23 protein-coding genes and 3 pseudogenes are annotated in these 26,634 nt (G+C 68.7%); 9 read left to right on the forward strand and 17 right to left on the reverse strand.

What is annotated here, in order from left to right; translation table 11 throughout:
- The first annotated feature begins 121 nt into the window (after positions 1-121).
- Positions 122-1,495, forward strand: coding sequence for a DHA2 family efflux MFS transporter permease subunit (locus tag AGRA3207_RS37320; RefSeq protein WP_231336508.1), 1,374 nt, complete (start codon positions 122-124; stop codon positions 1,493-1,495).
- Between the two features lie 324 nt (positions 1,496-1,819).
- On the opposite strand, the gene AGRA3207_RS37325 is transcribed toward AGRA3207_RS37320, so the two are convergent.
- The 4 genes and pseudogenes from AGRA3207_RS37325 to AGRA3207_RS37340 all read right to left on the reverse strand — a co-directional run bounded on the left by AGRA3207_RS37325 (position 1,820) and on the right by AGRA3207_RS37340 (position 5,394).
- Positions 1,820-2,146: a transposase gene (locus tag AGRA3207_RS37325; RefSeq protein ID WP_420830841.1), complete on the reverse strand. Its 327-nt coding sequence runs from the start codon at positions 2,144-2,146 to the stop codon at positions 1,820-1,822.
- Positions 2,147-2,252: 106 nt separating this feature from the next.
- Positions 2,253-2,681: pseudogene (locus AGRA3207_RS37330) on the reverse strand (helix-turn-helix domain-containing protein); the annotation flags it as partial.
- 386 nt (positions 2,682-3,067) lie between these two features.
- Positions 3,068-3,790, reverse strand: a complete 723-nt coding sequence (locus AGRA3207_RS37335) for a DNA/RNA non-specific endonuclease (protein WP_231332084.1) — start codon at positions 3,788-3,790, stop codon at positions 3,068-3,070.
- 839 nt (positions 3,791-4,629) lie between these two features.
- Positions 4,630-5,394: a HEAT repeat domain-containing protein gene (locus AGRA3207_RS37340; RefSeq protein WP_231332085.1), complete on the reverse strand. Its 765-nt coding sequence runs from the start codon at positions 5,392-5,394 to the stop codon at positions 4,630-4,632.
- Positions 5,395-5,664: 270 nt separating this feature from the next.
- Between AGRA3207_RS37340 and AGRA3207_RS37345 the strand changes: the two genes are divergently transcribed.
- Both AGRA3207_RS37345 and AGRA3207_RS37350 read left to right on the forward strand, forming a co-directional pair.
- Positions 5,665-6,435, forward strand: a complete 771-nt coding sequence (locus AGRA3207_RS37345) for a hypothetical protein (protein WP_231332086.1) — start codon at positions 5,665-5,667, stop codon at positions 6,433-6,435.
- A 26-nt stretch (positions 6,436-6,461) separates the two neighbouring features.
- The gene (locus tag AGRA3207_RS37350; RefSeq protein ID WP_231332087.1) at positions 6,462-6,917 is read left to right on the forward strand and encodes a hypothetical protein; all 456 of its coding nucleotides are present in this window, start codon (positions 6,462-6,464) and stop codon (positions 6,915-6,917) included.
- 319 nt (positions 6,918-7,236) lie between these two features.
- On the opposite strand, the gene AGRA3207_RS37355 is transcribed toward AGRA3207_RS37350, so the two are convergent.
- From AGRA3207_RS37355 to AGRA3207_RS37390, 8 genes are all read right to left on the reverse strand, one after another.
- On the reverse strand, positions 7,237-7,797 hold the full coding sequence (locus AGRA3207_RS37355) for a class IV adenylate cyclase (RefSeq protein WP_231332088.1): 561 nt from the start codon (positions 7,795-7,797) through the stop codon (positions 7,237-7,239).
- Positions 7,798-8,086: 289 nt separating this feature from the next.
- Positions 8,087-9,178, reverse strand: coding sequence for an aldo/keto reductase (locus tag AGRA3207_RS37360; protein WP_231332089.1), 1,092 nt, complete (start codon positions 9,176-9,178; stop codon positions 8,087-8,089).
- A gap of 29 nt (positions 9,179-9,207) precedes the next feature.
- Positions 9,208-11,433, reverse strand: a complete 2,226-nt coding sequence (locus tag AGRA3207_RS37365) for a cobalamin-dependent protein (protein ID WP_231332090.1) — start codon at positions 11,431-11,433, stop codon at positions 9,208-9,210.
- 90 nt (positions 11,434-11,523) lie between these two features.
- Positions 11,524-11,745 carry a hypothetical protein gene (locus tag AGRA3207_RS37370; RefSeq protein WP_231332091.1) on the reverse strand — a complete coding sequence of 74 codons (222 nt, stop codon included), beginning with the start codon at positions 11,743-11,745 and terminating at the stop codon, positions 11,524-11,526.
- A gap of 113 nt (positions 11,746-11,858) precedes the next feature.
- On the reverse strand, positions 11,859-12,170 hold the full coding sequence (locus AGRA3207_RS37375) for a hypothetical protein (RefSeq protein ID WP_231332092.1): 312 nt from the start codon (positions 12,168-12,170) through the stop codon (positions 11,859-11,861).
- A gap of 197 nt (positions 12,171-12,367) precedes the next feature.
- Positions 12,368-13,135 carry a DUF5753 domain-containing protein gene (locus AGRA3207_RS37380; protein WP_231332093.1) on the reverse strand — a complete coding sequence of 256 codons (768 nt, stop codon included), beginning with the start codon at positions 13,133-13,135 and terminating at the stop codon, positions 12,368-12,370.
- 112 nt (positions 13,136-13,247) lie between these two features.
- Positions 13,248-13,787 carry a DUF6879 family protein gene (locus AGRA3207_RS37385; protein WP_231332094.1) on the reverse strand — a complete coding sequence of 180 codons (540 nt, stop codon included), beginning with the start codon at positions 13,785-13,787 and terminating at the stop codon, positions 13,248-13,250.
- On the reverse strand, positions 13,747-14,022 hold the full coding sequence (locus AGRA3207_RS37390; protein WP_231332095.1) for a hypothetical protein: 276 nt from the start codon (positions 14,020-14,022) through the stop codon (positions 13,747-13,749). The genes AGRA3207_RS37385 and AGRA3207_RS37390 overlap by 41 nt, the downstream gene beginning before the upstream one ends.
- A gap of 206 nt (positions 14,023-14,228) precedes the next feature.
- Here AGRA3207_RS37390 and AGRA3207_RS37395 point away from each other — a divergent pair, with 206 nt between their 5' ends.
- The gene (locus AGRA3207_RS37395) at positions 14,229-15,533 is read left to right on the forward strand and encodes a helix-turn-helix domain-containing protein (RefSeq protein WP_231332096.1); all 1,305 of its coding nucleotides are present in this window, start codon (positions 14,229-14,231) and stop codon (positions 15,531-15,533) included.
- A 430-nt stretch (positions 15,534-15,963) separates the two neighbouring features.
- Here AGRA3207_RS37395 and AGRA3207_RS37400 read toward each other — a convergent pair whose 3' ends face one another.
- Positions 15,964-16,635, reverse strand: coding sequence for a hypothetical protein (locus AGRA3207_RS37400; RefSeq protein WP_231332097.1), 672 nt, complete (start codon positions 16,633-16,635; stop codon positions 15,964-15,966).
- 346 nt (positions 16,636-16,981) lie between these two features.
- The gene (locus AGRA3207_RS37405) at positions 16,982-17,770 is read right to left on the reverse strand and encodes an AfsR/SARP family transcriptional regulator (RefSeq protein ID WP_231332098.1); all 789 of its coding nucleotides are present in this window, start codon (positions 17,768-17,770) and stop codon (positions 16,982-16,984) included.
- Between the two features lie 631 nt (positions 17,771-18,401).
- Between AGRA3207_RS37405 and AGRA3207_RS37410 the strand changes: the two genes are divergently transcribed.
- Entirely contained in the window at positions 18,402-19,301 is a 900-nt protein-coding gene (locus AGRA3207_RS37410; protein ID WP_231336509.1) for an IS5 family transposase, read from the forward strand.
- 50 nt (positions 19,302-19,351) lie between these two features.
- Here AGRA3207_RS37410 and AGRA3207_RS37415 read toward each other — a convergent pair whose 3' ends face one another.
- Positions 19,352-20,926 carry an SAM-dependent methyltransferase gene (locus tag AGRA3207_RS37415; RefSeq protein ID WP_231332099.1) on the reverse strand — a complete coding sequence of 525 codons (1,575 nt, stop codon included), beginning with the start codon at positions 20,924-20,926 and terminating at the stop codon, positions 19,352-19,354.
- A gap of 361 nt (positions 20,927-21,287) precedes the next feature.
- Here AGRA3207_RS37415 and AGRA3207_RS37420 point away from each other — a divergent pair, with 361 nt between their 5' ends.
- Positions 21,288-22,079 (forward strand): SAM-dependent methyltransferase, encoded by a 792-nt coding sequence (locus tag AGRA3207_RS37420; RefSeq protein WP_231332100.1) that lies wholly within the window; start codon positions 21,288-21,290, stop codon positions 22,077-22,079.
- A 72-nt stretch (positions 22,080-22,151) separates the two neighbouring features.
- On the opposite strand, the gene AGRA3207_RS37425 is transcribed toward AGRA3207_RS37420, so the two are convergent.
- Both AGRA3207_RS37425 and AGRA3207_RS37430 read right to left on the reverse strand, forming a co-directional pair.
- Positions 22,152-23,066 carry a helix-turn-helix domain-containing protein gene (locus tag AGRA3207_RS37425; protein WP_231332101.1) on the reverse strand — a complete coding sequence of 305 codons (915 nt, stop codon included), beginning with the start codon at positions 23,064-23,066 and terminating at the stop codon, positions 22,152-22,154.
- 563 nt (positions 23,067-23,629) lie between these two features.
- Positions 23,630-23,800 (reverse strand): annotated as a pseudogene (locus tag AGRA3207_RS37430) (IS701 family transposase); the annotation flags it as partial.
- A 352-nt stretch (positions 23,801-24,152) separates the two neighbouring features.
- On the opposite strand from AGRA3207_RS37430, the pseudogene AGRA3207_RS37435 reads away from it, so the two are divergent.
- The 3 genes and pseudogenes from AGRA3207_RS37435 to AGRA3207_RS37445 form a co-directional block, all read left to right on the forward strand.
- A pseudogene (locus tag AGRA3207_RS37435) lies at positions 24,153-24,629 on the forward strand (transposase family protein); the annotation flags it as partial.
- A 234-nt stretch (positions 24,630-24,863) separates the two neighbouring features.
- On the forward strand, positions 24,864-25,973 hold the full coding sequence (locus AGRA3207_RS37440) for an IS110 family RNA-guided transposase (protein ID WP_231332102.1): 1,110 nt from the start codon (positions 24,864-24,866) through the stop codon (positions 25,971-25,973).
- A 78-nt stretch (positions 25,974-26,051) separates the two neighbouring features.
- Positions 26,052-26,303 (forward strand): transposase family protein, encoded by a 252-nt coding sequence (locus AGRA3207_RS37445; protein WP_231332103.1) that lies wholly within the window; start codon positions 26,052-26,054, stop codon positions 26,301-26,303.
- The last annotated feature ends 331 nt before the right edge of the window (positions 26,304-26,634 follow it).

Genomic DNA, 26,634 nt, shown 5'->3' on the forward strand with positions numbered 1-26,634 from the left:
GTTCGGAGGCGCCGTGACCAGACCACAGTCAGACTTAAACGGGCGGGACCGCTCAGCGGTGGTACCCGTCATCTCCTCGCTAGCAGTCAGTCTCCTGCTGGCCGCGCTCGATCAGACAATTATGTCCACTGCCCTGCCCACGATCGCTCGCCAACTGGGCGGATACCAGGATCTATCGTGGGTGATCGTCTCGTTCATGCTGGCTTCCAGCCTAGCGACACCGCTGTTCGGCAAGCTCAGTGACATGTACGGCCGCAGAAAGCTGTACCTATGGTCGCTGGTGTTGTTTCTTCTCGGCTCAGCATTATGTGGCCTGGCGCCCTCGATCCAGCAGTTGCTGGTCTTCCGCGCTCTTCAAGGGGCCGGTGCCGGCGGCCTGATCGTATTGAGCATGGCCATCGTCGCCGACGTCGCCCCCGCCGCCGAGCGCGCCCAGTGGCAAGGCGTGTTCGGGGCGGTCTTCGGGATTGCCTCCATCGGCGGGCCGGTCGCGGGCGGCCTCCTGACCGACTACGTGTCTTGGCGGTGGATCTTTTTCATCAACCTGCCGCTGGGCGCTGCGGCGATCTTGCTGGCCGCCCGGAACCTGCACCTGCCACGGCGAGTCAGTCCCCACCGCATCGACTACCCCGGCATGGCCGCGCTTGCTAGTTTGGTGACCACTCTGACCCTGCTGTCCTCCTGGGCTGGCACCACCTACTCATGGGCCTCCCCGGTCATCATCGGGCTAGCCGCCACAGGCCTGGGTTCACTCATCGCACTTATCCTGCTCGAACGCAAAGCCGCCGAACCAGTGCTGCCGCCCCGGCTGTTCACCAACCGTACCTTCCTGCTCGCAACGATCACCGTGGCGCTGGTCGGTGTCGCGATGTGGTCAGCCACCACCTTCCTGCCGCTCTTCCTGCAGCTGGCCTCGGGAACAGATGCCACCGGGTCCGGGCTGCTGATGCTGCCCCTGCTGGGCGGCATGACCCTGTCGTCGGCATTGGGCGGCAGACTGGTCAGCCGGATCGGCCGCTACCGTCCCGTCGTCCTGGCTGGCACCGCCCTGGCCACCGCGGCGATGACCGCCCTCGCCGCTATGAACACCGACACCAGCACCCTGCTCACGAGCGCCGCCATGGTGCTGTTCGGCCTGGGCATCGGCGTGATCTACCAGAATCTGCTCGTCGGTGCGCAGGCCACAACCGCCGCTGGCGACCTGGGGGCGGCTACCTCCACCATCTCCACCGCCCGGGGCCTCGGCGGGACTGTCGGCATCGCCCTGCTCGGCGCGGTATTCACCACCCGACTCAACACTCGCCTACCAGCAGCCACCAGCAGCGCCAGCTCCTCGGCCGACTCTCCCTACGCCATCCACCAGGGACTTGACCACGCGACCCGATCTGCATTCGCCGACTCGATCGCGACTGTTTTCCTACTCACCGCGATCGTGCTGACCACCGCCTTCGCATTATCGTGGCTCCTGCCCAATACTTCACTCTCTGCAAAGTAGCCCAGCGTGATGTACTTCATTTCGGCGTCGGCGATGACCGTTGTAAACGCCTAGGGTTCTGCTCCCGGAGCAGCCTTTGTATTGCGGCGTGGTGCGCGGTCGAATGCAGTCCATCCGCTCGAGAGGCCAGCGGGCCTGCGGCTGTCCGCGGGCCCAGGTGGAGGGGCTGGCCGCCAACCTTCACGCCGCATGACGGCGCGGGGGTTCGTCCTCAACACCACCAGGCTGTGCCGGTACGAGAACGGGCGATCGCCGCGCCGTGCTCGCGCAGCACGCGGCAGATCGGCTCGACCCCGAACACCTGCTTGAAGGCGTCGATGAACGCTATGAGAACCGCTGTGGCCGGTCGAGCCCGGCCGCGAAGAAACCCGCCGCGGCCTTGAGGATCTCGTTGGCGCGCTTGAGTTCGGCGTTCTCTCGGCGCAGCCGCTTGATCTCGGCGGCCTCCTCGGTCGTGGTCCCCGCCCGCTGACCGGTATCGACCTCGGCCTGGCGGACCCAATTCCGCAGCGTTTCGGGCGAGCGGATGCCCGGCTTCACCGCCACCGCCCGCAACGCGGCGGTCTCGGTGTCGTAGTCCGCACGGACCCCGGTGACCATCCGCACCGCGCGGTTACGCAACTCGAGGGGATAGGGGGACAGACGTGCCATGACTCGATCCTCTCCAAGCAATCTAGCCTCGAGCAAACCCGGGGCGCTTCAGGATGCGGGCGGCGGTCAGGTGGTGAGTGCTGCCGGGCAGCGTCCCCGAGGTTTACAGGATCGTCCCGTCGGGTCCGGCAATGACCTGTAGGTTCATGCCGTGGCAGCGATGCTTGGCCGGGTAGCAGGGCCGGTCGGCGCGCACCCGGTCGCAGGTGATGAGCGTCCCGTCCAGTACGGGCACGTGCAGCCCGTCCTTGCGGGCTTTGCGCAACGCCGCTGTCAGCTTCGGTGAGCGCGCTGGCAGCAGGGTCACCGCTTCCTCGACGTAGCGCCAGGCGGTGCTGGCCGAGACCTCAAAACCGGCGGCGAGTTCGGTGAAGGTCTCGCCTTTGCGTAGGTGGACCAGCACCAGCAGGGTGTGCCGTCCGGCGTTCAGCCGTCGCCAAGGCGCCCTGATCGCTTTGCGACTCCGCCGGAGCAGTCCGGCCAGGCAGTTCAGCGTCGCGCGCGACAAATCGACGGCGGCACGGTACAAAAGCATGCAGGGCCCCTGGTTCGGACGTGCTGGTTGTGGTGATCAAACCGTTTACCAGGGGCTTCTTCGTGTCAGCGGCCGAACGCCCGCATCGCGATCATGCCGTGATCAGCACCTGCCCAGCACGGATGAAAAGGGTTCAGTGTTCTCGCCTTGCGCTCGTTAGTCACATGAGATGGCAGTCATTTCGAGTGAGAAGCGATCGCGTGCATTGTGCCGGCCCGGCACAGCAGGAGACGGGGCTGGCCGTGCCCTGCGTGAGCTGCTTGGCCGTCACGTGGTCGGCGTGGGCGGCTGTTCTTTCTGCCCTGACGACCGGTCACGCCAAGCCGCCCTGGTGGGTTGGGGCCTGGCAGTGACTGGTCGTCCACACTCCGGGAAAGGGGGTCCGTCTACGACTTGCACCCGGCAGCCTGCAACTGCGTGTTGATGCTGTCTCTGATCTGCTGGCTTTGCTGATTGTCGATCTGGGCGTTGGGGAACTGCTGGGTGATGGTCGAGGCGGCCCCTGCGACGTGGACCCGTGCGGTCCCGGTGAAGCCATTGGGGATCACGGTGGTGGTGGCGGCGTAGGTGACCCGGACCGAGTAGGTCTCCACCACCGTGCCCGGAGTGGTACTCGTCCTGGCGCAGGCCCGGATTCCCTTCTCGAAGACCTGGAAGACTCCGCTGTTGATCTGGCCCCACTGCGGTACCAGGTTCGCGCGGAAGGTTGGGCCGTTTGACTCGTAGCCGATCAGGTGACCGCCGTGGTATCCCTTGCCGCCGTAATGGCCGACATCACCCCGGCACTTGTTGTCTGCTTGTCCCGGTTCGGCCCGGAAGGAGTAGTTGTTCGCCAGCCCTTGGTCTGGGCGTCCTTGCGCATCGATGTGGTACCGGTATCCCACCCCCGGGCGCGGGTCGGGTATGTAGGTGTTCGCCTGCGGGCGGTACAGCCATTCCTGCCCTTCGCAGGACGGCACGATCGCCGACGCCGAGTACGCGGCCTCCCTGCCACCCGGCCCGCCCTGGAAGGCGACCGCCGGCGCGTGCGGCGCGGCGTGCCGCGCAGGAGGCGGCGAGGCCGACGCAGGCGCTGCGGCGCCCAGTGCCAATGCCCCCGTCACCAGCACCGCGCTGCCTGTGAGGGCGGCGGCCCGTGGCATCGCACGCGAGGCCCGGCGACCTCTCAAGAGAAGGGCGCGGGCACGGCCATACCGGGCGGAGGCAGTAGAGCTCGGAGGTGAGCAGAGGGGGGACATCACGGCTCCTCATGTCGAAGGCCACCATCCTGACACCCTCCGAGTCCGAGTAACTACAATGAGTAGTTGAGTTGTGGCTGTAGAGGCAGAGTGGTCGTGGTGCGCCCCGCGATCGCCTCCCAAGGGATGGCCGGTGGCGGGCAACCCGAGCCTGAACCCGAGTACGCGCCCGACCGCCGAGGCGGAGGAGGGTCCTGCGGTGCCTGGTGCCGAAGCTCCCGGACCTGGACGCGGGCACGGCTGGACCGGTCACCGCTTGCGTCACCTGGCCGAGGTGGCCGCCGTCCCGCGCGCCTGGTAGCCCGGTGACCACCCTGGCCTGGAGAGGCAAGCTCCAGGCAGCCCCCGGGAGGTACGGGACCGAGGAGGGCAGTGGTATCGGTCTGGGACGTCACGTCCGGTGAACGCGACCGCGCCTTCCTGGCCGCAGGGGGCGAGCCGGTGATCGTGCTGAAGTTCGCTTCCAAGGGCCGGGGACTCGCCGTTGGCGCTGGAGACGAAACCGTTCGGCTCTGGTCCATTGAATAGGCGGGGACGGCGAATGGGGGCGGGGCGGAAGTGCATTCGGCGACGGCCCGGCGGTCAAGACAGCGGACTCCAAGCACGCGGGAGTTGATCGTGCAGGCGCGCAAGGTCGAGGGTCAAGCCAGTGGCCTGCCATAAAGGGTCAGAAGCCGCCGGGGCGGCGCAGCGCCTTCCTGGTGGCCGGGTCATAGGCCGTTCTCCGCTGGGGGTGAAGTCGCCCGCTGGGCTCGTGTGCGGACGCTTTCGGCCGGATCCTGCGCGCTCAGCTGGGCCAGCTTGGCGGAAAGCTCCCGGCTGGCGGGAAGCCGGGGGACCGCGGCGAGGGCCTGATGGCGGACGGCGGCCTCGTCGTCGTCAAGGAGGAGGAGCACGAGCTCGGGCGGGCCAGTGCGGGCCAGCGCCTGCCCCGCGTGGATCCGGACGCTCGCGTCCGGGTGCTGGGCCGCGGCCGTCAGGAGGGCGGCGGGGTCGCCCTCGATCTCGCTCGCGACGTCGGTGGCGTCACCGGCGATGCCTGCATCAGCCGAGCGGATCAGTTCCAGCAGCGGTCCCGAGCCCTGCGGCCCGATGACGTCTGCGACGTCCCTGCTCAGCAGCGGGCTTTGCAGCAGGCCGCTCACCTCCGCCGAGGTGGGCTCCTCATCCTCCAATCGCGCCGCGACGCTGGCTGCCAGCAGACGCAGCGCGGGGGCGGCGCGTGCCGTCACCAGATCGATGGCGTCGCGGGTGCGTGCCGGCAGCGGTGTGCCGGGGTGTGCTCTGATGCGGCGTGCCTGCGAGCGCAGCGCGAAGCGGCGCACCCCCTGGTCGGGGTCCAGGAGCAGCGCCGGGGCGAGGTCGTCGGCGCTGGGGCCGTACCGCCACAGGGTGGCTGCGGCGGTGAGCCTGATCTCCTCGTGCGGGCTGGTGCTGGCCTCGGTGAGGATCTCCAGGGATTCCGGGCCAGGCACCGAGGCAGCGAGCGCGACGGCTTTGCGGGCGATACCGGTGTCGGTGTCCCGCGCCAGCGTCCGCAGATGGGCGAGGTCCTGGGCTTCGAGCCGGGGCGTCGGCTGCCGGTCGCGGTCGATGCGGGTGACCAGGGCGCGGACCTGATTGCAGCTGGCCGTTAACCAGCCGCCCCAGCCACCAGTTGCTGTCGGCGGGCTGGTACATGAGGACCTCAGAAGCGTCTCGCAAATCGGTGGAACGAAAACGGCCGCTGGTGTCGTGATGTAGACATGACCGACACCACCGACCGAGGTCCTGAGCCGATGACCGACGATCGCGAGCTCACCGCCGCGGAAATCGAAGCCTTCCAGCGCGAGCAGTTCTACGCCGAGCCCGAGGCGGTCACCGCCGAACTCTACCCTCGCGCCACGAACTTGTCCGCAGCACACATCTACCGACGCGTGATCCGTCCGCTCGTACCCGATCCGCCGGAGTACGTCACGCTGCCGATGCCCCGGATCAGGGATGAGGACGGGGTGCGGCTGGATGTGATGGTCGCGCAGTGGAACTTGCTCTGGGAAGCGGCGCAGCTCCGGCGCCGCTTCTTCTCCGAGGACGACCTCCCGCCGGTCATGCACGAGATCGCCGATCGCGGTGATGTGAACGTCGTGTTCGTGCCACGGACGGCCAGCCGCCACTACGAGTACGCCCCGCTGTTCCACCTACTGTCTCACTCGACGCTCCAGCGGTACGAGATGCCAGCGCTGCGCTGTGGGCAGTGGCCGTATGTGGCGAAGACCGAGCCGGTCGACCGGTTCCTGCCCGCTGACTTCGAACAGCGTCTATCGCGGGCCTGGGCGGCGACGGTGTGGCGGCAGCTGGTCTCCGGCTCGCCGCTGCGTGCTTTTTCTGACTCTGATCCGATCCGGCTGCTGGCTCACAATCTGGACTTCTGGATTCCGCCGGTGACCGCGGCCATCCAGGACATTCTCGGCGGTCTCCCAAGGGTGGATGCCACCGTTAAGGGGGGCCGGTTCCGCTGGAGGACGGATCGTTCCTGAAGGGCGCGGTGGCGGCCAGCCCTCGGATGGGCAGCGATCTCTGGCGGGGCGAAGCCGAGGCCGCCGAGGTGGTGCGGGCGACCGTTGAGCACGCCGACGCCGACGGCCAACTGCGCGGCATCCTGGAAGCGGTACGGTCGCACCGCGTGCAGGACGACTTCTCCGACTACTGGTCGTTCGCGCGGGAGGACTTCGAACGCAAGCTGTACAGCAAACGGTCCAAGATCGGCGTGCGGTTCGTCGAGCTGACCGACACCATCCCCGTGCAGGGGCCCGAGAGCGAGATCCTTGACGGCCTGGTGTACGGCGACTTCCTGGCTCTGCTGAATCCGCGCGAGCGGCAGGTGGTGGTCCTGCTGCACAGCGGGATCACCAAGCTCACCGAGATCGCAGATCTCTTGGGCTACAGGAACCACAGCCCCGTGTCCAAACGTCTGACCCAGATCCGCAAGAAGGCCGCCGCGTACTTCCGGGACGAGTAGCCACTCGTTCCTCTGATGACCTGGCCACGGGCGATGGTTGGGGACTCCGATCGCGCAGGGGCGTCTCAGCAGGTCATTCGCGCAGCCCTGTGGAGACGGCGTTACAACGATGTCACCGTGGAGCCAGCCCACTTGGCCACGACGGGCTCGGTTCGGTCGACACCCCCGGCCACGCCTGCCGACCACACAAGAGGAAGATTCAGGTCCGGCAGCCCACTGCATGAAGGTCAGCGGAGCGGGAGCCCTCGACCAGCTGGTCTAGCCCGGAAGCGTGGCGGGCTGGACCAGCTTGAGAGTCGGCCAGAGCCGCCGAGATGGGTTACTGGTCGCGGCCGAGGAGCATGTGCGGGTAGCCGCGGTGGATCCGTTCCCCGAGCGGGACGTCCAGCCCGTCGATGAAGGCGGTCAGCTCGGTGATGGCGGCCGGGATGGAATCGGCGTCGCCCTTGAACTCGAACTCCACGAACGCGCCGACGTCGGCGAGGGTGTCGAAGGCGATCAGGACCTGGCCGTCGGGCAGGGTCCACTCCTCGCGGACCTTGTCCACTTTGATCATCTGGGTGAAGTCCAGGGCGTGCAGGGTGCGGTGGACGGCCTCAGGATCGGTGACGCCGCTCTCGTACTCGTCGCAGTGGGTGGCCTTGCCGTCGTCGCCGAGGTACCACTTCTTGAAGTTCAGGGAGGAGCCGTCGCCGGTGTGGCGGACGCGCAGCCAGTCGGTGACCACCGGGGTGTCGAGGAAGTCGCGGTGCGGGGCGTTGTAGTAGGTGTCGACCTGGCGTACGGGCGTGCTCGGCTTGCCGCCGCGGTCGGCCAGAACGGCCCGCAGGGCGTCGGGGTCGGCGACCTGGTACTTCTGCTCGATCTCGACGTATTTCACGGTTGTGCCTTCCTGTACTCGGGTGGATGGGTGAACCAGGCGCGGACCGGCCCGAGGCCGTGCCCCGCACCCTAGAGCGTCGTGGTGACGGCGGGTATGAATCCGCTGGCATGTTGCGGAGGTGACCGGCGCAAATAGCGAAAGCGATCATCGGTTCCGAGCGCCGACCCGGTCAGCTCCAGGTGACGATCTGCTGGTGGTGCGGGCGTCGGACCACGGTGCGCCGATGCGTCGGGTGCCGATGGGCGGCTACCGGTGATGCACCAGCGCAGGCCGGTACGGGCTCTGGCTAGGGCGGGCGGCGACCTACCTCGGGGCTGTCGGCCGAGCCGCCGCGCAGAAGCCGTCGCGCGGTCTCGGCCGTTGCCCGCAGGGCGGCCAGTTCCTGGCCGGTGAGCGGGTCGCCGAGGCAGGTGACGGTCTGCTGGATCTGGGCCGCGTTGCGGAACCCGACCAGTACGGCCGCGTCCGGGTGCTGGTCGATGGCGTACCGTAGGACGGCCCGGTGCAGGCCCGCGGGGCCGAACTGGTCGCGGAGCCTCAGGACGATGTGGCCGATGCCGGCGCGGGCGGGAGGCCGGAACAGCGGGTCGCGGCTGCGGTGGTCGCCGTTGCTGAAGGCGACGGCGGGCCGGTCAAGGTCGGTGACCAGCAGCCCCTGGGCGAGGGCCTGCTTGATGAGCACGCCGAACCGGTGGTGGCGGGCGAAGGCGAAAATGTCGGTCTCGCCGTCGCGGTAGGTCGGGGACAGCAGGCTGTAGCGGGCGGTCACCACGTCCGGCCGGATCTGGGTGAACAGGTGCAGGAACCGGGCAGCCTGCACGCCGCGCCAGCCCGTTTCGGGGCTGTCGGCCCATTCGGCGGCGAATTCGTGCGGCGCCCGCATCCCGATCGTGCCGACGAGGCCCTGATCGCGGAAGGCGCGCATCTGCCCGATGGCGGCCTGCAGATGCGTGTCATCATCGCCGAAGTCGTCGCTGTGCAGGAAGTACAGGTCCAGACGGTCGGTGCCGAGGTTGGCCAGGGTGGTGTCGAGCTGGCGGCGCATCTGGTCGGGCTGGTAGGGGTGCGCGGCGGTGCCGGCGAAGTAGCCGACCTTGCTGGACACCACGACCTGATGGCGCGGGATGGCCTGCAGGAGGCGGCCGAGAAGTCGTTCGCTTCGGCCCAGCCCGTACACGTCGGCGGTGTCGTACAGGGTGACGCCGAGCTGGTGGGCGCGGACCAGCCCGGCCAGCGCCTGGTCGGCGTCGACGTGGTCCCAGCCGATCGGGATCCCTTGGTTGGTGGCGGCGCCGCCGATGGTCCAGCAGCCCGCGCCGATCACCGATACCGGACGGGACAGCCCCGGCACGCGGCGCTGGTCCAGCGTGGTCGTCACTGTTGGGTCCTCCGGCCTCGGGTGCGGGGTCATGTGCTGCAGGGGTCGGCGGCGTTGATGAGCCGCCACCGGCTTGGCGTGGCCCACCGGTGGTGCTCGCGGGCCAGGACGGCGGCCCGATCGTCGGGCAGGGCCCGGCACAGCTCGGGGACGGCCGGGGTCATCTGACCGATCAGGTCGGTGAGCCGACGGTGGGCGAGCCGCTGGAGGGCCCGGTCGAGCTCGTCCAGTGCCGCCGCGTCCGGGCTGGTGAGAAGGGCCAGCATGTCGCCCAGCAGGCCGGAGGCCGCGTGTTTGAGGATGCTGCGCATCTGGTGCACGTGGCGGCGCGGCGAGCCGGTGAGGACCTTCTCCAGGGACTTGAGGGTGTAGTCGAAGGGGAAGCTGCGGTCCACCCACAGTTGCGCCCACCGGCTGGCGACCCCGATGCGCGGGTCGGCGAAGCGGGCCTGGACGCGGCCCATCATCGGATCGGCGTCGCCGGTCAATCCATGGGCGGCGGCCTGGCGGGTGTAGGCGGCGCCGACCAGGCACTCCATGCTGACGAGCATGTAGCTGATCGCGGTGTGGAAGGGCTCACCGGTAGCGTGCTCGGCGACGAACGCCTCGTCGCGGACCCCGTCGACGATGGCGGCGACGTCCAGGTGCGGCAGCGGCCGCAGCAGCAGATCGGTGCGGCCCTGGAAGGCGTGGCTGGCGGCCAGCTCGTCCAGGCTCATGAGCTGGTCGAAGGTGATGTAGGTGAAGCGGGTCGGCACACCCAGCGCGGACAAGGTGCGGATGGCCAGGGCGTTCTGCTCGCCGGTGGTCTCCTTGTTGAACCGTTGCAGGATCGAGGTCACCCCCGACTCCACACCGAACAGGCAGCGCCGCAGCCCACGGGCGATCAGGGCGCGCCATAGGGCGGCGCGCCCCAGGTGCCAGTCCCGGTCCCGGTCCGTCCGGGCGACCTGGTCGATGCGGCAGGAGGTTTCCCACTCCAGCTTGGCCTGCTGCAGCACCGAGGCCAGGCGCAGCGCCCGAGGCATGGCGTCGGCGTCGCGGCCAATGAACTCCTCATCGACCAGGTAGAGGATCGGCGGGATGTCGGGAAACTGGTCGAACACCGCGCGGTAGGCGCCCAGCACCCACGTCAGATCGTCGGGGTCGGCACCGGCCCAGGAGCCCTTGTGGCCGCGGGGGCAGAACGAGCAGAAGCTCACGCAGCCGCGGGAGGATTCCAGTTGGGCGACCCCGCCGTGGCGGAATGTCTCGGGGAGCAGGTCCAGCTCAGGCCAGATGTCGGTCTGGAGCCGGTTGGCGACCGTGGCGGTCCGGCGGGCGCCCTGCCCGCTCTTGCCGATCTGCAGCACCCCACCGCACGAGGTGGACGATTCCGGGGGCGCGTCGTGGTAGCCGATGCCGCGGACATGGTCGAGGGGCAGGTCGCCATGCCAGAGCGCGAGGACGTCCTGGATGGTGGGTTCGCCGGCGCCGCGGGCGATCAGCAGGCGTGGGTAGCGGTCCAGGAGCAGGCGCTCGTTGCGGACGGTCAGGCTGCCGCCAGCGACCAGCATCGGCCCGTTCTGACCGTTGGCGAGCCGGGTGGTGAGCTGGTCGAGCAGGGCGGTCATCAGGTCGTGCTGGCCGAAGGTCGCCGACACCCCGACGATGTCGGGTTCGGTGGCGGCGATGCGCTCCAGGACATCGTCCAGGCTGTGGCCGAGCTGCATGTCCATCAGGTCGACCTGGCCGAGCAGCGTGGCACGGGCGGCGCGGGCCAGGCCGGAGATGCCTAGGGGGAAGCGCGGCAGCGGGAAGTACTCGGGGTGGTAGAGCGCCACCAGCAGCAGCTTGGGTGACAGCAGCCGGGCCGCGCCCCCGGCGGTCACCGTCGCCGCTGACAGCCATCCGGCCGGGTCGTCGAGGGTCAGCCGACCAGCGGTCCACGATGGCCAGGCTCGCGTTCGGTGTGGCTGCCCGGACAGGTCCACCACCGTCCAGGTGGAGGCGGCATCGGCCCGTGCATCCCGGGCGTGGCCGATGTCGTGGTCGGCGTCGTGCTCGATGAGGGCCAGGCGGCGGTCCAGGGTTCCGGTTACCACGACCTCCCAGCCCCCGCTGTCGTCGCTGAGGTGGCCGCTGATGGCCTCGGCGAGGCAGGCCGGTTCGGTAAGCGGTATCGCCTCGAAGGCGGCTTCTTGGAGGCGGAGACCGGTGGCGTGCTCGATGCCGAGGATCAGTCTGCCGATCGCGGTGCGCGGTGCTTCAGGCATGGCGATCTCCCATCGCGAACCAGGAAAAGGGGAGCAGCAAGGGGTATGAGCAGTGAGGCGGCCGTTCGGGCGCTGGCCCCGGTGACGCCTTCAGGGACGCGCGCGCTTGTCGGCCGTGTCGATCGCCAACCGCAGCGCGACCGGCGCGCACCGGATCAAGGTCAGGTCGTGGCCGCGCGCGGCGATCCACCGGCCGGATGGGGCGTCGTGCTGGAACGTCCAGTCCGGGTGGGCGGCCTGGAACCGCCGCAAGAGCGTGGCCGGGTTCGGTGGCCGTTCTTCCGCGGCCGACTCGCCGTGCTGGTCGGTCAAGGACGGGCTCTTGCCCGCAGGGATCGTGGGTTCTGGGCTGCGCCGGTGCGGGGTGCTGGCGGCCGACCGAATGCGTCCGGGCGCCGGTGGTGTGCCGTGGCGACGGTGACGCATCACTGGTCCTGGGGATGCGTCGCCAGCACCTTGCGCAGCGACGCGGCGGAGCCGTCCAGGTCGCTCACCGGGCCGATGACCTGGCCCCACGACCACAAGAAGTTGCTCGGGTCGCAGGCCGTCGCACCGGCCCGGACCGAGACGTCCTCGGCGAGGTCCCCGGCCGCGCGGTTGAGGAGCCGCAGGAACGGCGGCTTGCCCGCAGGGCGGACCAGCTTGGCGTACAGCTCCGGATCCTGTCGTCCCACGGTGACCCGAAGGTTCTCCAGCTGCTGCGCCTCGTCCGGGTCACGCCCGGACGCTGGCGGCACAACGGTCTGGTCGGTCTGGTCGACAGCCCGGCGGTCGGCCCGGTGACCGTCCGGGTGGCCGACTCGGCGTGCTGCGGAAGTGTGGCGGCCTCGGGTGCCCATGGCGGCCCTCCGAACGCATCGTCAGGAAAGTGTCACCTGACACTTACGCTGGAGACAGGGCATGGTCCACGTATGTGCCCGAATGTGGCGAGCACCTAGTCGAGCGCGTCGATTGCTGTCGTGATGAGCCCTCGAGCGGTGGCCCCGTAGACGGCCATCTCGGCGAGCCGGGTGTGCGCCTTGACGTAGACGCCGACCTCGGTGGGCGCGGTGATGGTCACCGTCGCCGACAGCAGCTCGATGTGCACGCGCTTGTCGTCGAAGACGTCGAAGGTCGGCACCGGCCAGATCTGGCGCGCGGGCCCGGCGAACGGGATGACGCCCAGCGACACCGCCGGCAGCGACATCACCGCCAGCAGGTGGCCCAGTTGCCCGGCCATCGTGTCGGCGTCGCCGATGCGGTGCCGCAGCACCTCTTCCTCGATGACCACCGAGAACCGGTGCCCGGCCTTGTAGATGACGTGCGAGCGGTCCAGCCGGGCCTGCACCGCGGCGTCCACGTCGTTGGGGGTGCCCTGGAACTCGGTCACGGCATGCAGGAGCGCGGTCGCGTACGCGGGGGTCTGGAACAGGCCGGGGACGACGTTGCAGCAGTACACCCGCATAAGCTCGGTCTGCTCGAACAGCGGCTGGCGCCAAGCCTGCAGGCGGCGCAGCCCGGTGCGGTGCGCCCGCCGCCACTCCAGGTACATCGAGTCGGCCTCGCGGGCTTTGGCGATCAGGTCGGCGGCTTGGTCCTCGGCACCGCAGATCCGGCACCAGGTCGCGATGTCGTCGGCGGAGGCGGCGCGGACGGCGTGCTCGAGTTTGCTGACCTTCGTGCGGTCCCAGCCCGCCCGATCTGCCAGCACGATCGCCTTCATCCCCGCACCTGTGCGGATGTCACGAAGCTGGTCGGCGACGGCCTGGCGGGCTGCCTGGGCGGACGGGGACGGGGACGGGGATACGGGCATCGCGGGCGGGCGCTATCGCTGCTCAGTGCGGGGTGTAGGCCGAATGCGGGATCGCCAGGCCCCAGACGGCCTCGAACGACTCGGCGCACAGCTTGATGGCGGCCGCGTCGTGGTCCAGTTCGTCCTCCAGCCAGGTCCCGTCACCGGCGAAGTAGTGCCAGCGGATGGTGTGGTCATCGAACAACCAGAAGTCGTTGCCGGGCAGCGCCAGCCGGGACGCGCGGCGGCGGGGCAGCCACCGCACGCCCTCACCCGAGGCCAGGTTCTGGAAGGTGGTGTCGTACTCGAAGCGGACATACTCGGTGATCGGCTCGGACACGATCCGGGCCCGTTGCACACTGACGCCGCGGGCGATGGTGTCAGCGATGTCCTGATGGAAGGGCCGCCACCAGGACGCGGGGTCGGCGGGGTCGTCGCGGTGCCCGGCCCGCCACGCGGCCACCCGCTCGTCTTCGACCGGGTCGGCGTAGGTGTCGCGCATCTCCAGATGCACCACCGAGCGCTCGCACCGGGCCAGCAGCTCACCGAACGGCGGCAGGTCCGCCGTCTGCTCCGTCGTCATCACCGTGCTCCTCTCCCAGAAGGGCCTTCAAGATGATGTCCCGCATCCGCGCCGGCATCCTGACCACCCTCTCGTCCTCGCCGATCGGCGTGTGCTCCAGGATCTGCGCGTGGTCACCCGGGTCGGTGACCTTCTTGGCCACCAGGACCAGGTCGCCGCTGTCGTGGTCGAGGAACACGGCCGGGCAGTGGCCGTCACCGGTGTTGGGGTCGATGCCGATAAACCGTAGGTCCACGGGGGGCTCCTCTGCCGACAGTGTGCCCGAATGTGGCACGTATGCGCCTCATTAGGCGCGACAATGCACCCCAAGGGGAGTCTTTCGACTGCGATTCGCACGCCGTTTGCAGGTTCTGCAAGCGCTCTGGTCGACGGGACTGCCGCGCCGTACGGTAGTGGCGAGTCCGCTGTGTCCGCCCTCTCCGACCTCCCGGGGGCTCCGCGATGGCAGCACGCGACGCCCTGTGGAGTTCGCGCCGTGCCCGCGCCATCATCAAAGCCCGCGACGTCGGCGGCGCGATTCGCCTGGCGCGCCAGGAGCGTGGCTGGCGCCTGTCCGACCTGGGCGAGGAATGCGGCTACTCGGCCTCCACCATCTCCCGCATGGAGACCGGGCGGCGTGCCGGAACCGACCTGGACATGCTCCGCCGGGTGGCCACCGCGGCAGGCGTTCCCCTCGATCTGCTTGGCGAGCTTGTGGGCATCACCACCGCCCCGCCCGTTACCGTGGCTCCAACCGTCAGCCGTCCAGCAGAAACCGATGATGCGATGCGCCGCCGCACGCTGATGACCGCCGGGCTCGCCGTCCCGCTCACCCTGCTCACCGGCCTGGACGACGCCCTGGCCATACTCCCTGAACCCAAGACCCCGCCCAGCCAGGCGCAGCTCACCGCACGGCTAGCCAGAGCCCGCCGTCAGTTCGACACCGGCAGCCTCACCCGTCTCATCGCCGAACTGCCCGACCTGCTGGCATCCGCCAACCACGCCGCCGAAAGCAGCCGCGCCCCAGAAGCGTTCGCCTTGTTGGCCGGTTGCTACGACGTGGCCACCGAGACCCTCAACAAGATCGGCAGCTATCCGGCCAGCCGGATCACCGCGGACCGCGCCACCACAGCGGCGGCGCTGTCTGGGTCACCCATCGCGATGGCGGCCTCGGCGCGCTGCCTGGGCATAGTCCTCCGTCACGAAGACCGGCGCGCTCTCGCCGACCGCGTCACCCTCACCGCTGCCGACCGGCTGGACGCCACCGGCCTGACGACGCAGGCCCAGGCCGCCGCGTACGCGCAGATGCTCGCCACCTGCGCCTATAACGCCGCCCAGGCCGGCGACCGCGCCCGTGCCCTCGAGCTCATCGCCGACGCAGGCAAAGCCGCCGCCCGCCTCCCTGACCACCCCGTCGCCGGCCAGCCGTTCACCATCACCCCGGCCCAGGTCACCCTCTACAAGGTTGGAGTCCACTGGTCCCTCGGCGACGCAGGTACCGCCATCGACGCCGGAACCGACCTGCACCCCAGCCAGTTCCCCACTCCCGAACGCCGCGGGCGCCTGCACACCGACATGGCCCGCGCCTGGTGGCAGTGGGGCAGGCCCGACCAGGCCGCCCACGCCCTGCTCGCCGCCTATCACCAGGCCCCCGGCGAGGTCACCGCCCGCCCCAGCATCCGCCAGATCGCCGTCGACCTCGTGCAGTGCCACCCGCGCGCCGACGGCGCCCACCGCCTCGCCGCGATACTGCGGAACACCAGATGAGGGTCAGCGGGGCCGGAGCCGACGGAGGCCCCGCGGGCAGCGTCACCAACACACGGGACGGCTTGTTCCGGGTGCCCTGAGGCTGGGCGACTCCCACGTTCTGGCCACCCACCGGCCCACCGGGACCGAGACCGAGGTCAAGCAGTCGGGTCTGCGGAATCTCTGGGACGGGCTGGTGAGCGCCTACCAGCGCTGGTGCCGGTAGGGACACCTGAACGCGGCCGATTCGGGTCGACCGTGAACAGGCCGTTCGTGGACGTTGTCCACGAGGAATGCGGCGCCGGTTCCAAGATAGCGAGCAACCCAGCGCCGGCGTGCAACACGAGCCCTTTGACAGCAATCAATCCTCATGTTGGCAGCTCAGCCACAATAAGAAGCCTGCGACGGAGGTCACCGGGGATCCATTGCGTGATGCCCGTTCCGTGTTCCATCACGCAGGTGCGGTGTAGCACCAGCATTCCTGGTCGCCGCAACGCAACACCTCGGCGAACGCCGAGGCGCCATCTTCGAGGTCGCCTGCGTAGATGCGGTTGCCGTACTCGCTCATGCTCATGTCGATGTGATCAGGTTTCCACCACCACCAGTGCGACCGTGGTGCCCAGGAGGGGATCTGTCGCCGGTGCACGGGGGTGGCGTCGTCGGCCGCATCACGCAGTTCCTCATCGAGGTCTTCGAGTTCTTCCTGGGTGAACTGGTCGATGATGACCTCTTCGAAGTCGTCTATTAGCAGTTTGATCGCGGAACGGTGTTCGCAGGCCTGCCGGTAGCCGTCGACCCGGCCTCGCAGTGCGTAGCTCTGGCCTTCGCCGGCGTAGCACATGAGCGTGCCCTGGGCGCGCTGGCCGTGTAGGAGGTCGATCAGCTCCGGTCGCCGGACCCGGGCCTGGAGCACTGCCGCCTCGGCCGGGTCGGCATAGCTCCACTCCGCCAACCCGTTGTACACATACAGCAGCGCCTCCATCGCCGCCCGGCCCCCATCGTGCTGGCTGCATGGATCAAGTGTTTCTATCCACCTCGCATGCTCGCGCATCTTGTTGTATCGAAAGAGCCAGGTGCTGCTAGAGATCTCACTGATCTTTTTGAAAGCGGTCACAGCGATCACCCAATCATCCCGCCGCCTGCTTGCGCAGGTTCGACCTTCGATTCCATGTGGTGGCGGTTCGTATGCTGAGAGGCCGCCGCTCGCATATTCCTGATTCGGCGACTGACTGCCGCGGCCAGGGGTGTGCACAGGCCTTGACGTTGCCGTTCCGGCAGGTGCCGGGGGTGGTGTGCAGGGCGCGCCCTCGGGGGCTGGGGGCCAGGTAGGCGGCGATGCCGCAAGAGGAGCGCGGCTGGTCGTGGGCGGTTCGTAGGTCGGGCTTGAGTCCTCGAGCCAGCCGCCGGTCGCTGTCGCTGGCCCCGGTGCGCTTGACCGGTCTCGTTGCCAGGTCATGGCGTTGCGGTCATCAGGGTTGGCTGTGTTGCTGCCAGGCCAGTGCAGGGTCATCGGCGACGATCCTGTCGCGCAGCCGTTCGAGATCTGATCCGGGCAGCTGCTGTAGCGCCTGTGCCGCCTCGCGGTAGGCCAGAAGAGCCTCCGCTGGCCGCCCGGATCGATGCAGAGTGAGGATCCGCAGGTGGTGCAGACGGGTGTTGGCCGGCTGGTTGCGGATGAGGGCGCTGATCTCCTCGGCGAGGGCGGTGGTGTGCTGGCCGAGCGCGAGCCGGGTCTCGGCATAGGCTTCGCTGGCGTGGCGGCGCTGTGCCAGTAGCTTCTCGCGGTGGCCGCTCATGGCCTCGGGGAGGTCTCCCAGAGGCGTGGGCTGGTCGGTGTGCCACAGGGCCAGCGCCTTCCCGTAATGTCGCGCCGCTGTGTCGAGGTCACCGGTGCGGCATGCCTGCTGCGCCAGCTCGTACGCGGTCCTGAACTGGTCGACGTCGACGCGGTCGCCTGATCGCCGCTGGATCCGGTAGCGGCGTGTGCCGTCAGCGCCTGAGGTGGTGATCAGGCGATCGGGTGGCAGTAGCCGGCGTGCGTCGTAGATCAGGCTGGTGAGTGCGGAGGTGAGGTCGCGGTAGTCTTCGTGCGCCCAGACCAGTGCCTTGAGCTGCCGTGCCGTCATCGCCCAGTCCTCAAAAGACAAGGCGCACAGCAGGCCGCGCAGGCGTTGTTGCCTTCGCCTGGTTTGTGGAAGCACGTTGCGGCCGTGGTCGTCCTTGATGACGAGGCTCTCGCCGAGCATTGAGATCTGCATCGTCTCTCCCAGGCATCGGTGCCCTCTGGTTCCTCAACCACTCATGTCATGACTGTCAATAGCGCTGTCACTTTAAGGGGCTGCGGTTTTCGGTCGGTTCCTTCCCGGTTTCCATCTGGTTGCCGCGGAAGCGACTGCTGTGTCACGGGCGCGTCGCGTCCTTGGCTGCGAGAAAGGAAATCGACCGGAAGCGGTCAAGGGGAGCATCTGTCCCGGGTGATCTCCGGGCCCGCGCTTGGGCATTGAAGATAATTTCCAGCAGCGCGCGCCGGAAAGTTAAGTGCCGAGCAGTCGCAGTGGTTGTGAAACGGCGCCATTGCGCGAGCCGCTCTCCTGACCGCAGTGCGGTTCGCCTGCCCCTTTGCGGGGCGAATGCTGCGCTCACGCGATGGTTCGCGGACCGGGCCGTGGGCGTACTTCGGTCGACCTGGCCCGTCACACCACGTCGCCTCATCTGCAGCGCGGGAGCACGCTCCCAGGCAACCGTGCTGGCGTGATCTGGCCTTCGACTAGGTCCTGTCTCAAAGTGGAGTGAGCGGCGTGTCCGGCGCCGAAAGTAGTGAGGTCTCCGGTACAGGAGTCATCGACCAAGAAGACCCTGAGTTCCGGAGACCTCGTGGCCACCCTAGCGGTGACGAGGCGGTTCGACCTGACCGATGAGCAGTGGGCGCTCCTGGAGCCGGTGCTCCCACCGCCCAAGGGGCCAGGTAGGCCGTCGAAGTGGACCAAACGCCAGCTCATCGATGGGATCCGCTGGCGGGTGCGGACCGGTGCGCCCTGGCGGGACGTGCCGGAGCACTACGGCTCCTGGCACGCGGTCTACGCGCTGTTTCGCCGTTGGCAGCGCGCCGGCATCTGGGCAGGCGTCCTGGCCGGGCTGCAGACGCAGGCGGATGCGGCCGGGTTGACCGGCTGGGAGGTGAACGTGGATTCCACGATCGTGCGGGCTCACCAGCACGCCGCCGGTGCCCGCCGCCGCGGCGATCTGCAGCGCGAGCCACCCGCAGGTGCGGGCACCGAGCCGGCCGATCACGCCCTGGGCCGCTCCCGCGGCGGGTTGTCGACCAAGGTGCATCTGGCCTGTGAGCAGGGGCAGCGGCCTTTATCGATGGTGGTGACGGCCGGGCAGCGCGGGGACGCCCCGCAGTTCGAGGCGGTGATGGCCCAGATCAGGGTCGCCCGGCCAGGACGGGGCCGTCCCCGCACCCGCCCGGATCGGGTTCGGGCCGATAAGGCCTGCTCGTCGCGGGCGATCCGCGCTCACCTGCGCGGCCGTGGTATCGCCTGCACCATTCCGGAGCCGGCCGACCAGTCCGGTCACCGGAAGCGGCGGGGCAGCCGCGGCGGCCGCCCGCCGTCCTTCGACCCGGTCGACTACCACGGCCGCCACGCCGTCGAGTGCGGCATCAACCGTCTCAAGCGGCACCGGGCTGTGGCCACCAGATACGACAAGCTCTGCGTCCGTTACCAGGCCGTCCTTGAGATCACTGCCATCAACGAATGGCTCCACCTACTTCGACACACGGCCTAGGCCCGCGCCGGGGCCCCGGCGCCGGAAGAAGTGAGCGGGCGGGTGGCTCTCTAGGGCTTGCGGGCCATGCCCACCAGGGCGCGCATCGGCCCGGCGGCGGATCCGCCGTCGCGGCCGGCTCGCCATTGGTGTGGCTCCACCACCCCCGGCTCCAGCGGGGGCAGGCCGGCGAACATCTGCATGATGGCCTCACGCGACCACAGCACCAGTCGTTTGGCCAGCGGTCGGTGCAGGGCCAGCGCGGCGATCTGCCGCTGCAGCACCCTCGAGCACTGGTCGCTGGTGGCGACCGAGAGGATCAGGAGGCTTCCCGGGCAGATCGCCCCGGCCAGCGCTCTGGTGACCCCCCACGGGTCATCGTCTGCGCCCGCGAAGTTCAACACGTCACGAACGATCACCGCGGTCGGGCGGGTGAAGTCCAGCAGCCGCCGGTGCGCGGCGGCCCGTAGCAGGGCGCTGGGATCCCAGACGTTGGCATGGACGATGCCGGTGCGCTCGTCGCCGATCCGCGGCCCCAGATGGGTGGCCACGCTGGCCTCGGTGCAGACGTACAGGACCCGGGCCTGCGGAGCGGTCCAACGGGCGACCTGGTGGATCGGCTCGCGCACCGGCAGCCCGGAGCTGATCTCCAGGAACTGATCGATACCGGCGGCAGCGGCCGCGTGGGCGGCGCGGCGGCAGAAGTCGCCGGTCTCGTTGGGCAGCATCCACACATCGGGGACGGCCGCCAGCACGATCTCGGTCACCGCCCGGTCCACTGGCAGGTGGTAGGAGCCGCCGGTCATGTAGTTCATCATCCGGGCCACCGAGTGCGCGGCGGCGTCCGCGCCCGAGGCCAGCACCAGGGCATCGCCGGCGCGCGGTGCAGCCGCAGGCGACTGCAGGGCGGGCGAGTTGTCCATGAGCTGCCGGCGGATGTCCTGCAGTGCGGGGCCGGGGCGGGTGCCGGTGGCCTCCAGCAGCAGCGTCTCGGCCTCGTGGTACTCCTGCAGCGCCCGGCCCTTGCGGCCGGTGCAGGCCAGCGCCCGCATCCGCAGCACCCGCAGATGCTCGTTGAGCGGATGGGCGGCCACCAGCGCCGGGGTGGTCGTGGCGACCTCCCGGTGCTGGCCCAGCTCCAGCTGGGTCTCCAGTAGCGCCTCGACGATCGCCATGCGCTCCTCGGCGAGCGTCTGCAGGTGGCCCATCACCTCCGGGGTCTGGGGGAGCCCGGCCAGCGGCTCCTCGGCCCACATCTGCAGCACATGCTGGTAGAGCCGTACCGAGGTCGCCGGGTCCTCGCCGCGCAGCTGGCCGGCCCGGTCCCGCAATGACCGCATGACCTGCAGGTCGAGGTAGTCCTGGCCGTCGCGGGCTGCGAAACGGTAGACGCCGTCGCCGAAGAGCACCCGGTCCTTGCCCACCAGCCTGCGCAGCTTGCTCATCGCGGTCTTCAGCGCACTGCCGCGGTCGACGATGCCGCTGTCGTCCCACAGCATCGCCTTCAGCCGGTCGCGGGCCACGCCGCGGCTGCCCCCCACCACCACCAGCACACCCAGCGCGGCGCCCAGCAGGGGCTGCAGGGAGACCGGGGTACCGTCGTCGGCAATCACCTCCACCGTCGCCGACAGGACCCGCACCTGCATGAGACTCCCTCCTGCCGCCATTGACCGGCGGCAGCTCCCGCAGTGCCTGCGCATCACCGCGGCTGGCCGGTCACAGCCGACGAAGCCGTCGGTGATCCCCGCTCGCCGCAAGCGCTCCATCATGGTCCAGCACCCAGAAACTTGCAATACCGAGGATTTTTCTCGTCTTTGCGGAGTTGCTGACTGCGGCGATCACAAAGCCCGGCGTAAACGCTTTTCGGTTTGTTCTGAGTGGTTCTCTTTTCTGGCAGGTGTGTGGCGCCGACCGCGCCGATGCTGGCGGGGACGCCGCAGCGGAACATCGCCTGCGGCAGAAACCGGGGACTGCCAGGCTCAGATGGCGTCTGTCACCATCAATGCCATGAGCGAGCGACCGATCCCCGCGGTCTCTAATGTGACCGGGGCCTCCCCGGCACGGGTCTATGACTATCTGCTGGGCGGCCACCACAACTACCTGGTGGACCGGCAGGCCGCCGAGACCATCATGAGCCGCGACCCCAGCATCCGTGACGGCGCCCGGCACAACCGGGCCTTCCTGGGACGGGTGGTCATGCACCTGGCCCGCGACCAGGGCATCGACCAGTTCCTGGACCTGGGATCAGGACTGCCCACCGCCGCCAACGTCCATCAGGTCGCCCAGAAGCACAACCCTGAGGCACGCGTGGTGTACGTCGACAACGACGCCAGCGTCCGCGCGCACGCACGCGCCCTGCTCTCAGGCGACCGGCGCACCGCGTTCGCCTGTGCCGACGTCCGCGACCCCGGCCTGCTGGAGACCCCCGAACTGCAGCTGCTCGACTGGTCACGGCCGGTGGCGATCCTGCTGATCGCGGTCCTGCACTTCCTGTCCGAGGCCGACCAGCCCGCCGACGTCGTGGCATGGCTGACCTCCCACACCGTGCCCGGAAGCTTTGTGGCCATCTCGCACGTCACCGACGCCGGCGCCACCCCCTCGGTCCTGCAGGCCATCCGCGATCAGCACACCGAGACCCCGGTGCCGGTATACGTTCGCGCCCCGGCCGCGATCGCCGCGTTGTTCGCTGGCCACGAGCCGCTCGCTCCGGGCTTGGTCGACATCACCCGGTGGCACGCGCACGAGCTTGCGCCTTCCTATGCGCTTCCTGCTCTGGGGGGTGTGGCAGCCGTCCGATGAGCCGGCCCGAGGTCCCGGGAGCTGGAGCGACTCGGCGCGCTGCTGGCTCCTGGACGCCGTGATCGGGCCGGATCACTCCGCCGGGGGGCGGGATAGAAGATCACAGCTCTGCCTGCGGGTCAGCGCCAGGTCGACCATCAACACCCAGATCTCGTGCAGGTGAGCGACATCGGTGGGATCATCGACCATCCGGGATCCCAGCACGGTCTCCATCCACCCGGCCTCGGGATCCAACGGATGCCGGAAGCGCAGCACAGTGAAGGGATTGGGCGTCGGAGGCACGCCCGCCGACCAGGGAATCACCTGAATGTCGACGTTGGGCCGCTGCGCCATGACGTGCAAGTGCTCTAGCTGGCGTGCCAGGACACCCTCGGCGTCGCCGTCGGGAGGACGCAACGCCTGCTGCCCGATCACCGCCCACAGATGCACCGGATCGGGCCTGGTGATGAGGCGCTTCCTCTGATGCAGGACCCGCAGGTGCTGCTCCACCAAAGCCCCCTCACCGGCGCAGGCGTCACCGCGCAGCTGCGGATACCGGCCGACCAGCGCGGCGCGGGAGTACTCCTCGGTCTGCAGCAGGTGCGGGACCATCTGCGGATCGCACACGCAGATCCTCGAGGCGCCCTCCTCCAACCCCAGATACTTCTTGTAGGTCTCGGTGATGGCCCGGTAGGAGTTCCACCACCCGCGTTCCCGTCCCTCCCATGCCAGCTGCAGCAACATCCGGTGCAGCTGCCGGTCGGTGACACCCAGCGCATCCAGCAGCCGGCCGACATACTCGGGATCAGGGCGGCTCCACTCGCCCCGCTCGCCCCGGGTCACCGTCGAGGTCTGCACCCCGAGACGCCGGGCGACTTCGGTGGCGGTGAGCCCCGACCCTTCCCGCAGCAACCGCAACAGGGTGGACAACCGACGACGGCTGAGAGCTGGACTGTGCTCGGCGGCCCTGCCCGACTCCGCCGAACGCTCACTCAGCACCCGCACCACGCTGAATAACCGTTGACGGTCGGCGTCCAGGCTTCGTCCATGGGGCACACATGCACCCTAGTGACCACTACCAGGATTCAGCATCCCCGTCACGGCCGCGCCTGGCTGCCCGAAGCCGCGTTTATCGATCCGGCCACCACCCAGCAAAGACAGTGACGAATTCCTGTCGCTGTCGCGCAAGACGCTGGCGCACGTGCATTACACGCCCATGAACGCGAACGCGACCCAGCGGGCTTGAAAAGGGGCACGAATCCCTGTGCCTCGGCCAGCTCCCGCACAACGGCGTAGGGTACGGCAGCCGTCGCCACGCACATCGACCACCGCAAGAGAGTCAGCGAGTCATCCACCGACCCTTCCGGGCCAGAAAGGTGACGCCGAGAACCCTAGATCGGTCAGCTGAACCGTCCGTCCGAGGAGTACGTCCGGCGGGTGTGGGAGTCCTGGTGCCGCTCCTTGGAGGCGGGCCCAGTACCTCTGCCAGGTCTGGGGGAAGTCTGGTCTCCCGGGCACTCCCTCCCGGCTCGGCTCAGGCCGACACTGGAGAGGTGAGCGCCCCGGCCCACCCCAGCCTCGCCCGCCATCTCAGCCAGGGTCCAGCCGTTCTTGCGCTCCAGCTCGCTGAGGAGTCCGCGCAGGTAGGAGGCCGCCTGTCGGCGTGACTCCACCCGGGGAAAACGATGAGCAAAGACCGCCAAGAAGTCAGAGAATTCTCGCGACCAGGCTTCGGCATCGATTGTGACCACAGACCACTACCTATCGGCCCGGGGCCAGTGATCACAACCTGTCGTTGTAGTACTAGGGGGTGTCTGATAATTGGTGGTGGCGAAGCCTCAGGATGAGGCTGGCCCGCGGCATGTCGGAGCGGTAGCGGGCTGGTCGATTTCTCGAGCTGGTGGCGATCGCGCGGAATTGGTCCGCCGCGATCAGTTGTTGTGGCCGCGCGGTGCCGCCGCCTTTTTGGGGCCACGCAGTCATGCTCAGCTCGTCTAGCCACAGTTGGCTGAGCGCTGTGGTCAGGGCGTCGGCGAGTGTCTGGTGCTAAAGGCTGGACCGCAACGGTGGGTCCCCTGGACCGATGATCTTGCTGTGGAGCAGGTGCTCAGCGCGGACGGGGACGAGTGGGTGCCGGTGTTCACGGGCCTGTCGGTACGGCAATTCCGCCGCCTGGTGCGGATCGTCGCAGGTCGCGGTGGTGAGCAGACCGGCACCGGACGCCGGTGGAGTCTGCCGCTGGCCGATCGGGTACTGCTGATCGCGGTGTATTACCGCACCAACCTGACGCTGCGGCAGGTCGCGCTGCTGTGCGGGGTGTCCAAGTCGGCCGCGCATCGGATGGTGGACCACCTGGCGCCGTTGCTGGCGCTGGCCCCGGTCACCTGCCGGCACAGCCCCGACACGGTGCTGATCGTGGACGGGACTCTGGTACCCGCCCACGACCGGACGGTGACGGCACCGTCCAAGAACTACCGGTACTCGGTGAACAACATGCAGGTCGTCATCAACGCCGACACCCGACTGGTGGCCGCGGTCGGACGGCCGGTGCCGGGCAACCACAACGACTGTGAGGATGATCTAGTGCTGTCCCGCCCGATGGTCTGACCCGCACAACGATCGGCTTTCGATGCCTGGGTGCAGATCTGTCGGCCTCGGTCGGGACGGCGCTTGCTGGCGCTGGGCTGGGTGAGGGGTGTCCCGATAGGGGCTTGCCCATTTGGGGCGTCGTCACAGTCCTGACCCCCTCGCTGGCCCGGCGACTGCCAACTGCCCCCTCGACGTCGTAGAGGAACTCACATCTCCGTGCCCAGCATCCAGCAGCCGACTGCGACCGCGCAGACCGAGACACCTGCCATCGGTCCAGAGATTGTGCTCGGGGTCGATACCCATAAAGACACCCACGTTGCCGCCGCGGTTACCCACCTGGGGGTTCTGCTGGCCACGGCGGCGTTCCCAGCGACCGCGGCCGGCTATCGGGACCTGCTGGATTGGGCGCACGGCATGGGTTCGGTGCGAAGGGCGGGAGTGGAGGGCACCGGCTCCTACGGTGCGGCCCTCACACGTTACCTTCACGGCCAGGACGTCCAGGTGATTGACGTGAACCACCCTGATCGAGCCGATCGCAGGCGTCGTGGGAAGACCGACCGCCTCGATGCGGAGGCCGCCGCTCGTGCCGTCATCTCCGGGCGCGCGTCCTCGCGAGCGAAGACCGGTGACGGCCAGGTCGAGGCGATGCGCCTGTTCAAGCTGGCGAAGGACTCAGCCACCAAGGCCCGTACCCAGGCCATCAACCAGCTTCGTGCTGTCCTGGTCACCGCCGACCCCCAACTGCGCGAGTCGATGAACGGGCTGACCAGCGCAAGGTTGATCACATCCTGCGCCGAGTTGACCGACGGGCAGGCCATCGGGCCAGCCGGTCAAGCTGCCGTGTGCACCCTGCGTCTTCTCGCGGCACGCGTCCAGCACCTCACCCGGGAGATCCGTGATCTCCAAAAGCGCATCACCTCCGCCATCCAGGCCCACACCCCCGCACTCCTCGATCGCCTTGGCATCGCCGGCGACACTGCCGCCACCCTGCTCATCGCGGCAGGCGACAACCCCGACCGAATGGCCAGTGAAGCCTCGTACGCGGCGCTGTGCGGAACCAGCCCGGTCGAGGCGTCATCGGGCAAGTCCAGGCGACTGCGCGTCAACCGCGGCGGCGATCGTCAAGCCAACGCGGCCCTGTATAGGATCGTCGTGACCCGCCTGCGGTGCGACACACGAACCCGCGATGATCTCGACCGGCGAGTCCGGGAAGGCAAGACCAAACCCGAAGTGATGCGATGCCTCAAACGCTACATAGCTCGCGAGGGCTACCAAGTCATCGCCACCGACCGCCCAGCCGCATCAACAGCGGCTTGCCGAACATAGGGGCTTGCCGAACATAGGGGCATCTGCACCGCCTACCGTGACTCGGGCGTGGAGCGTCAATGCCGAGGTGCGAACGTGATGGCCGACGGCGCCTATCACGGAAACCGGCAGGTCATCATGCCCTACCGGCGGCCCCGCGACGGCGGTGAACTGCTGCAATGGCAGGTAGAGCTCAACACCGTTCACAAGAAGGTCCGCGCCCGCGTCGAGCACTCGTTCGCACAGATGAAGCGGTGGAACATCTTGCGCAACTGCCGCCGCAAACGCGACGGCGTCTACCACGCCACCCGCGGCATCGCCCTCATGCGCAACCTGACCATGACCGGCTGAACGACTTCCGGCCGCAGGGGCGACCCGCTCTCAACCACCGCTTCTGAATCATTACGGGACAGCCTTTAGCCCGGGTTCGAGCGAGTACATCATGGTGGTGTCCGTGCAACGGGGGAACCTCAGCTCTGGGTCTGGTCGCTGGCTACCTGGATGGGCGGGGCGCTCTGGCTCGCGGAGGGCTGGGGGTCGCGAGCCCCCTCTTCGGGCTCGTTGTACCGGCCTGGTCGATTACCTGTACCTTCTCGTCCTGTTTCTCACGGCATCGTGACGGAGTGGAGGCGTCGGAATCCGCGGCGTCCTCACTCGTCCTATGTCGGTCTTGTCGGCGGGG

The sequence above is a fragment of the Actinomadura graeca genome, assembly GCF_019175365.1.
In the GTDB taxonomy this organism is placed as follows: domain Bacteria; phylum Actinomycetota; class Actinomycetes; order Streptosporangiales; family Streptosporangiaceae; genus Spirillospora; species Spirillospora graeca.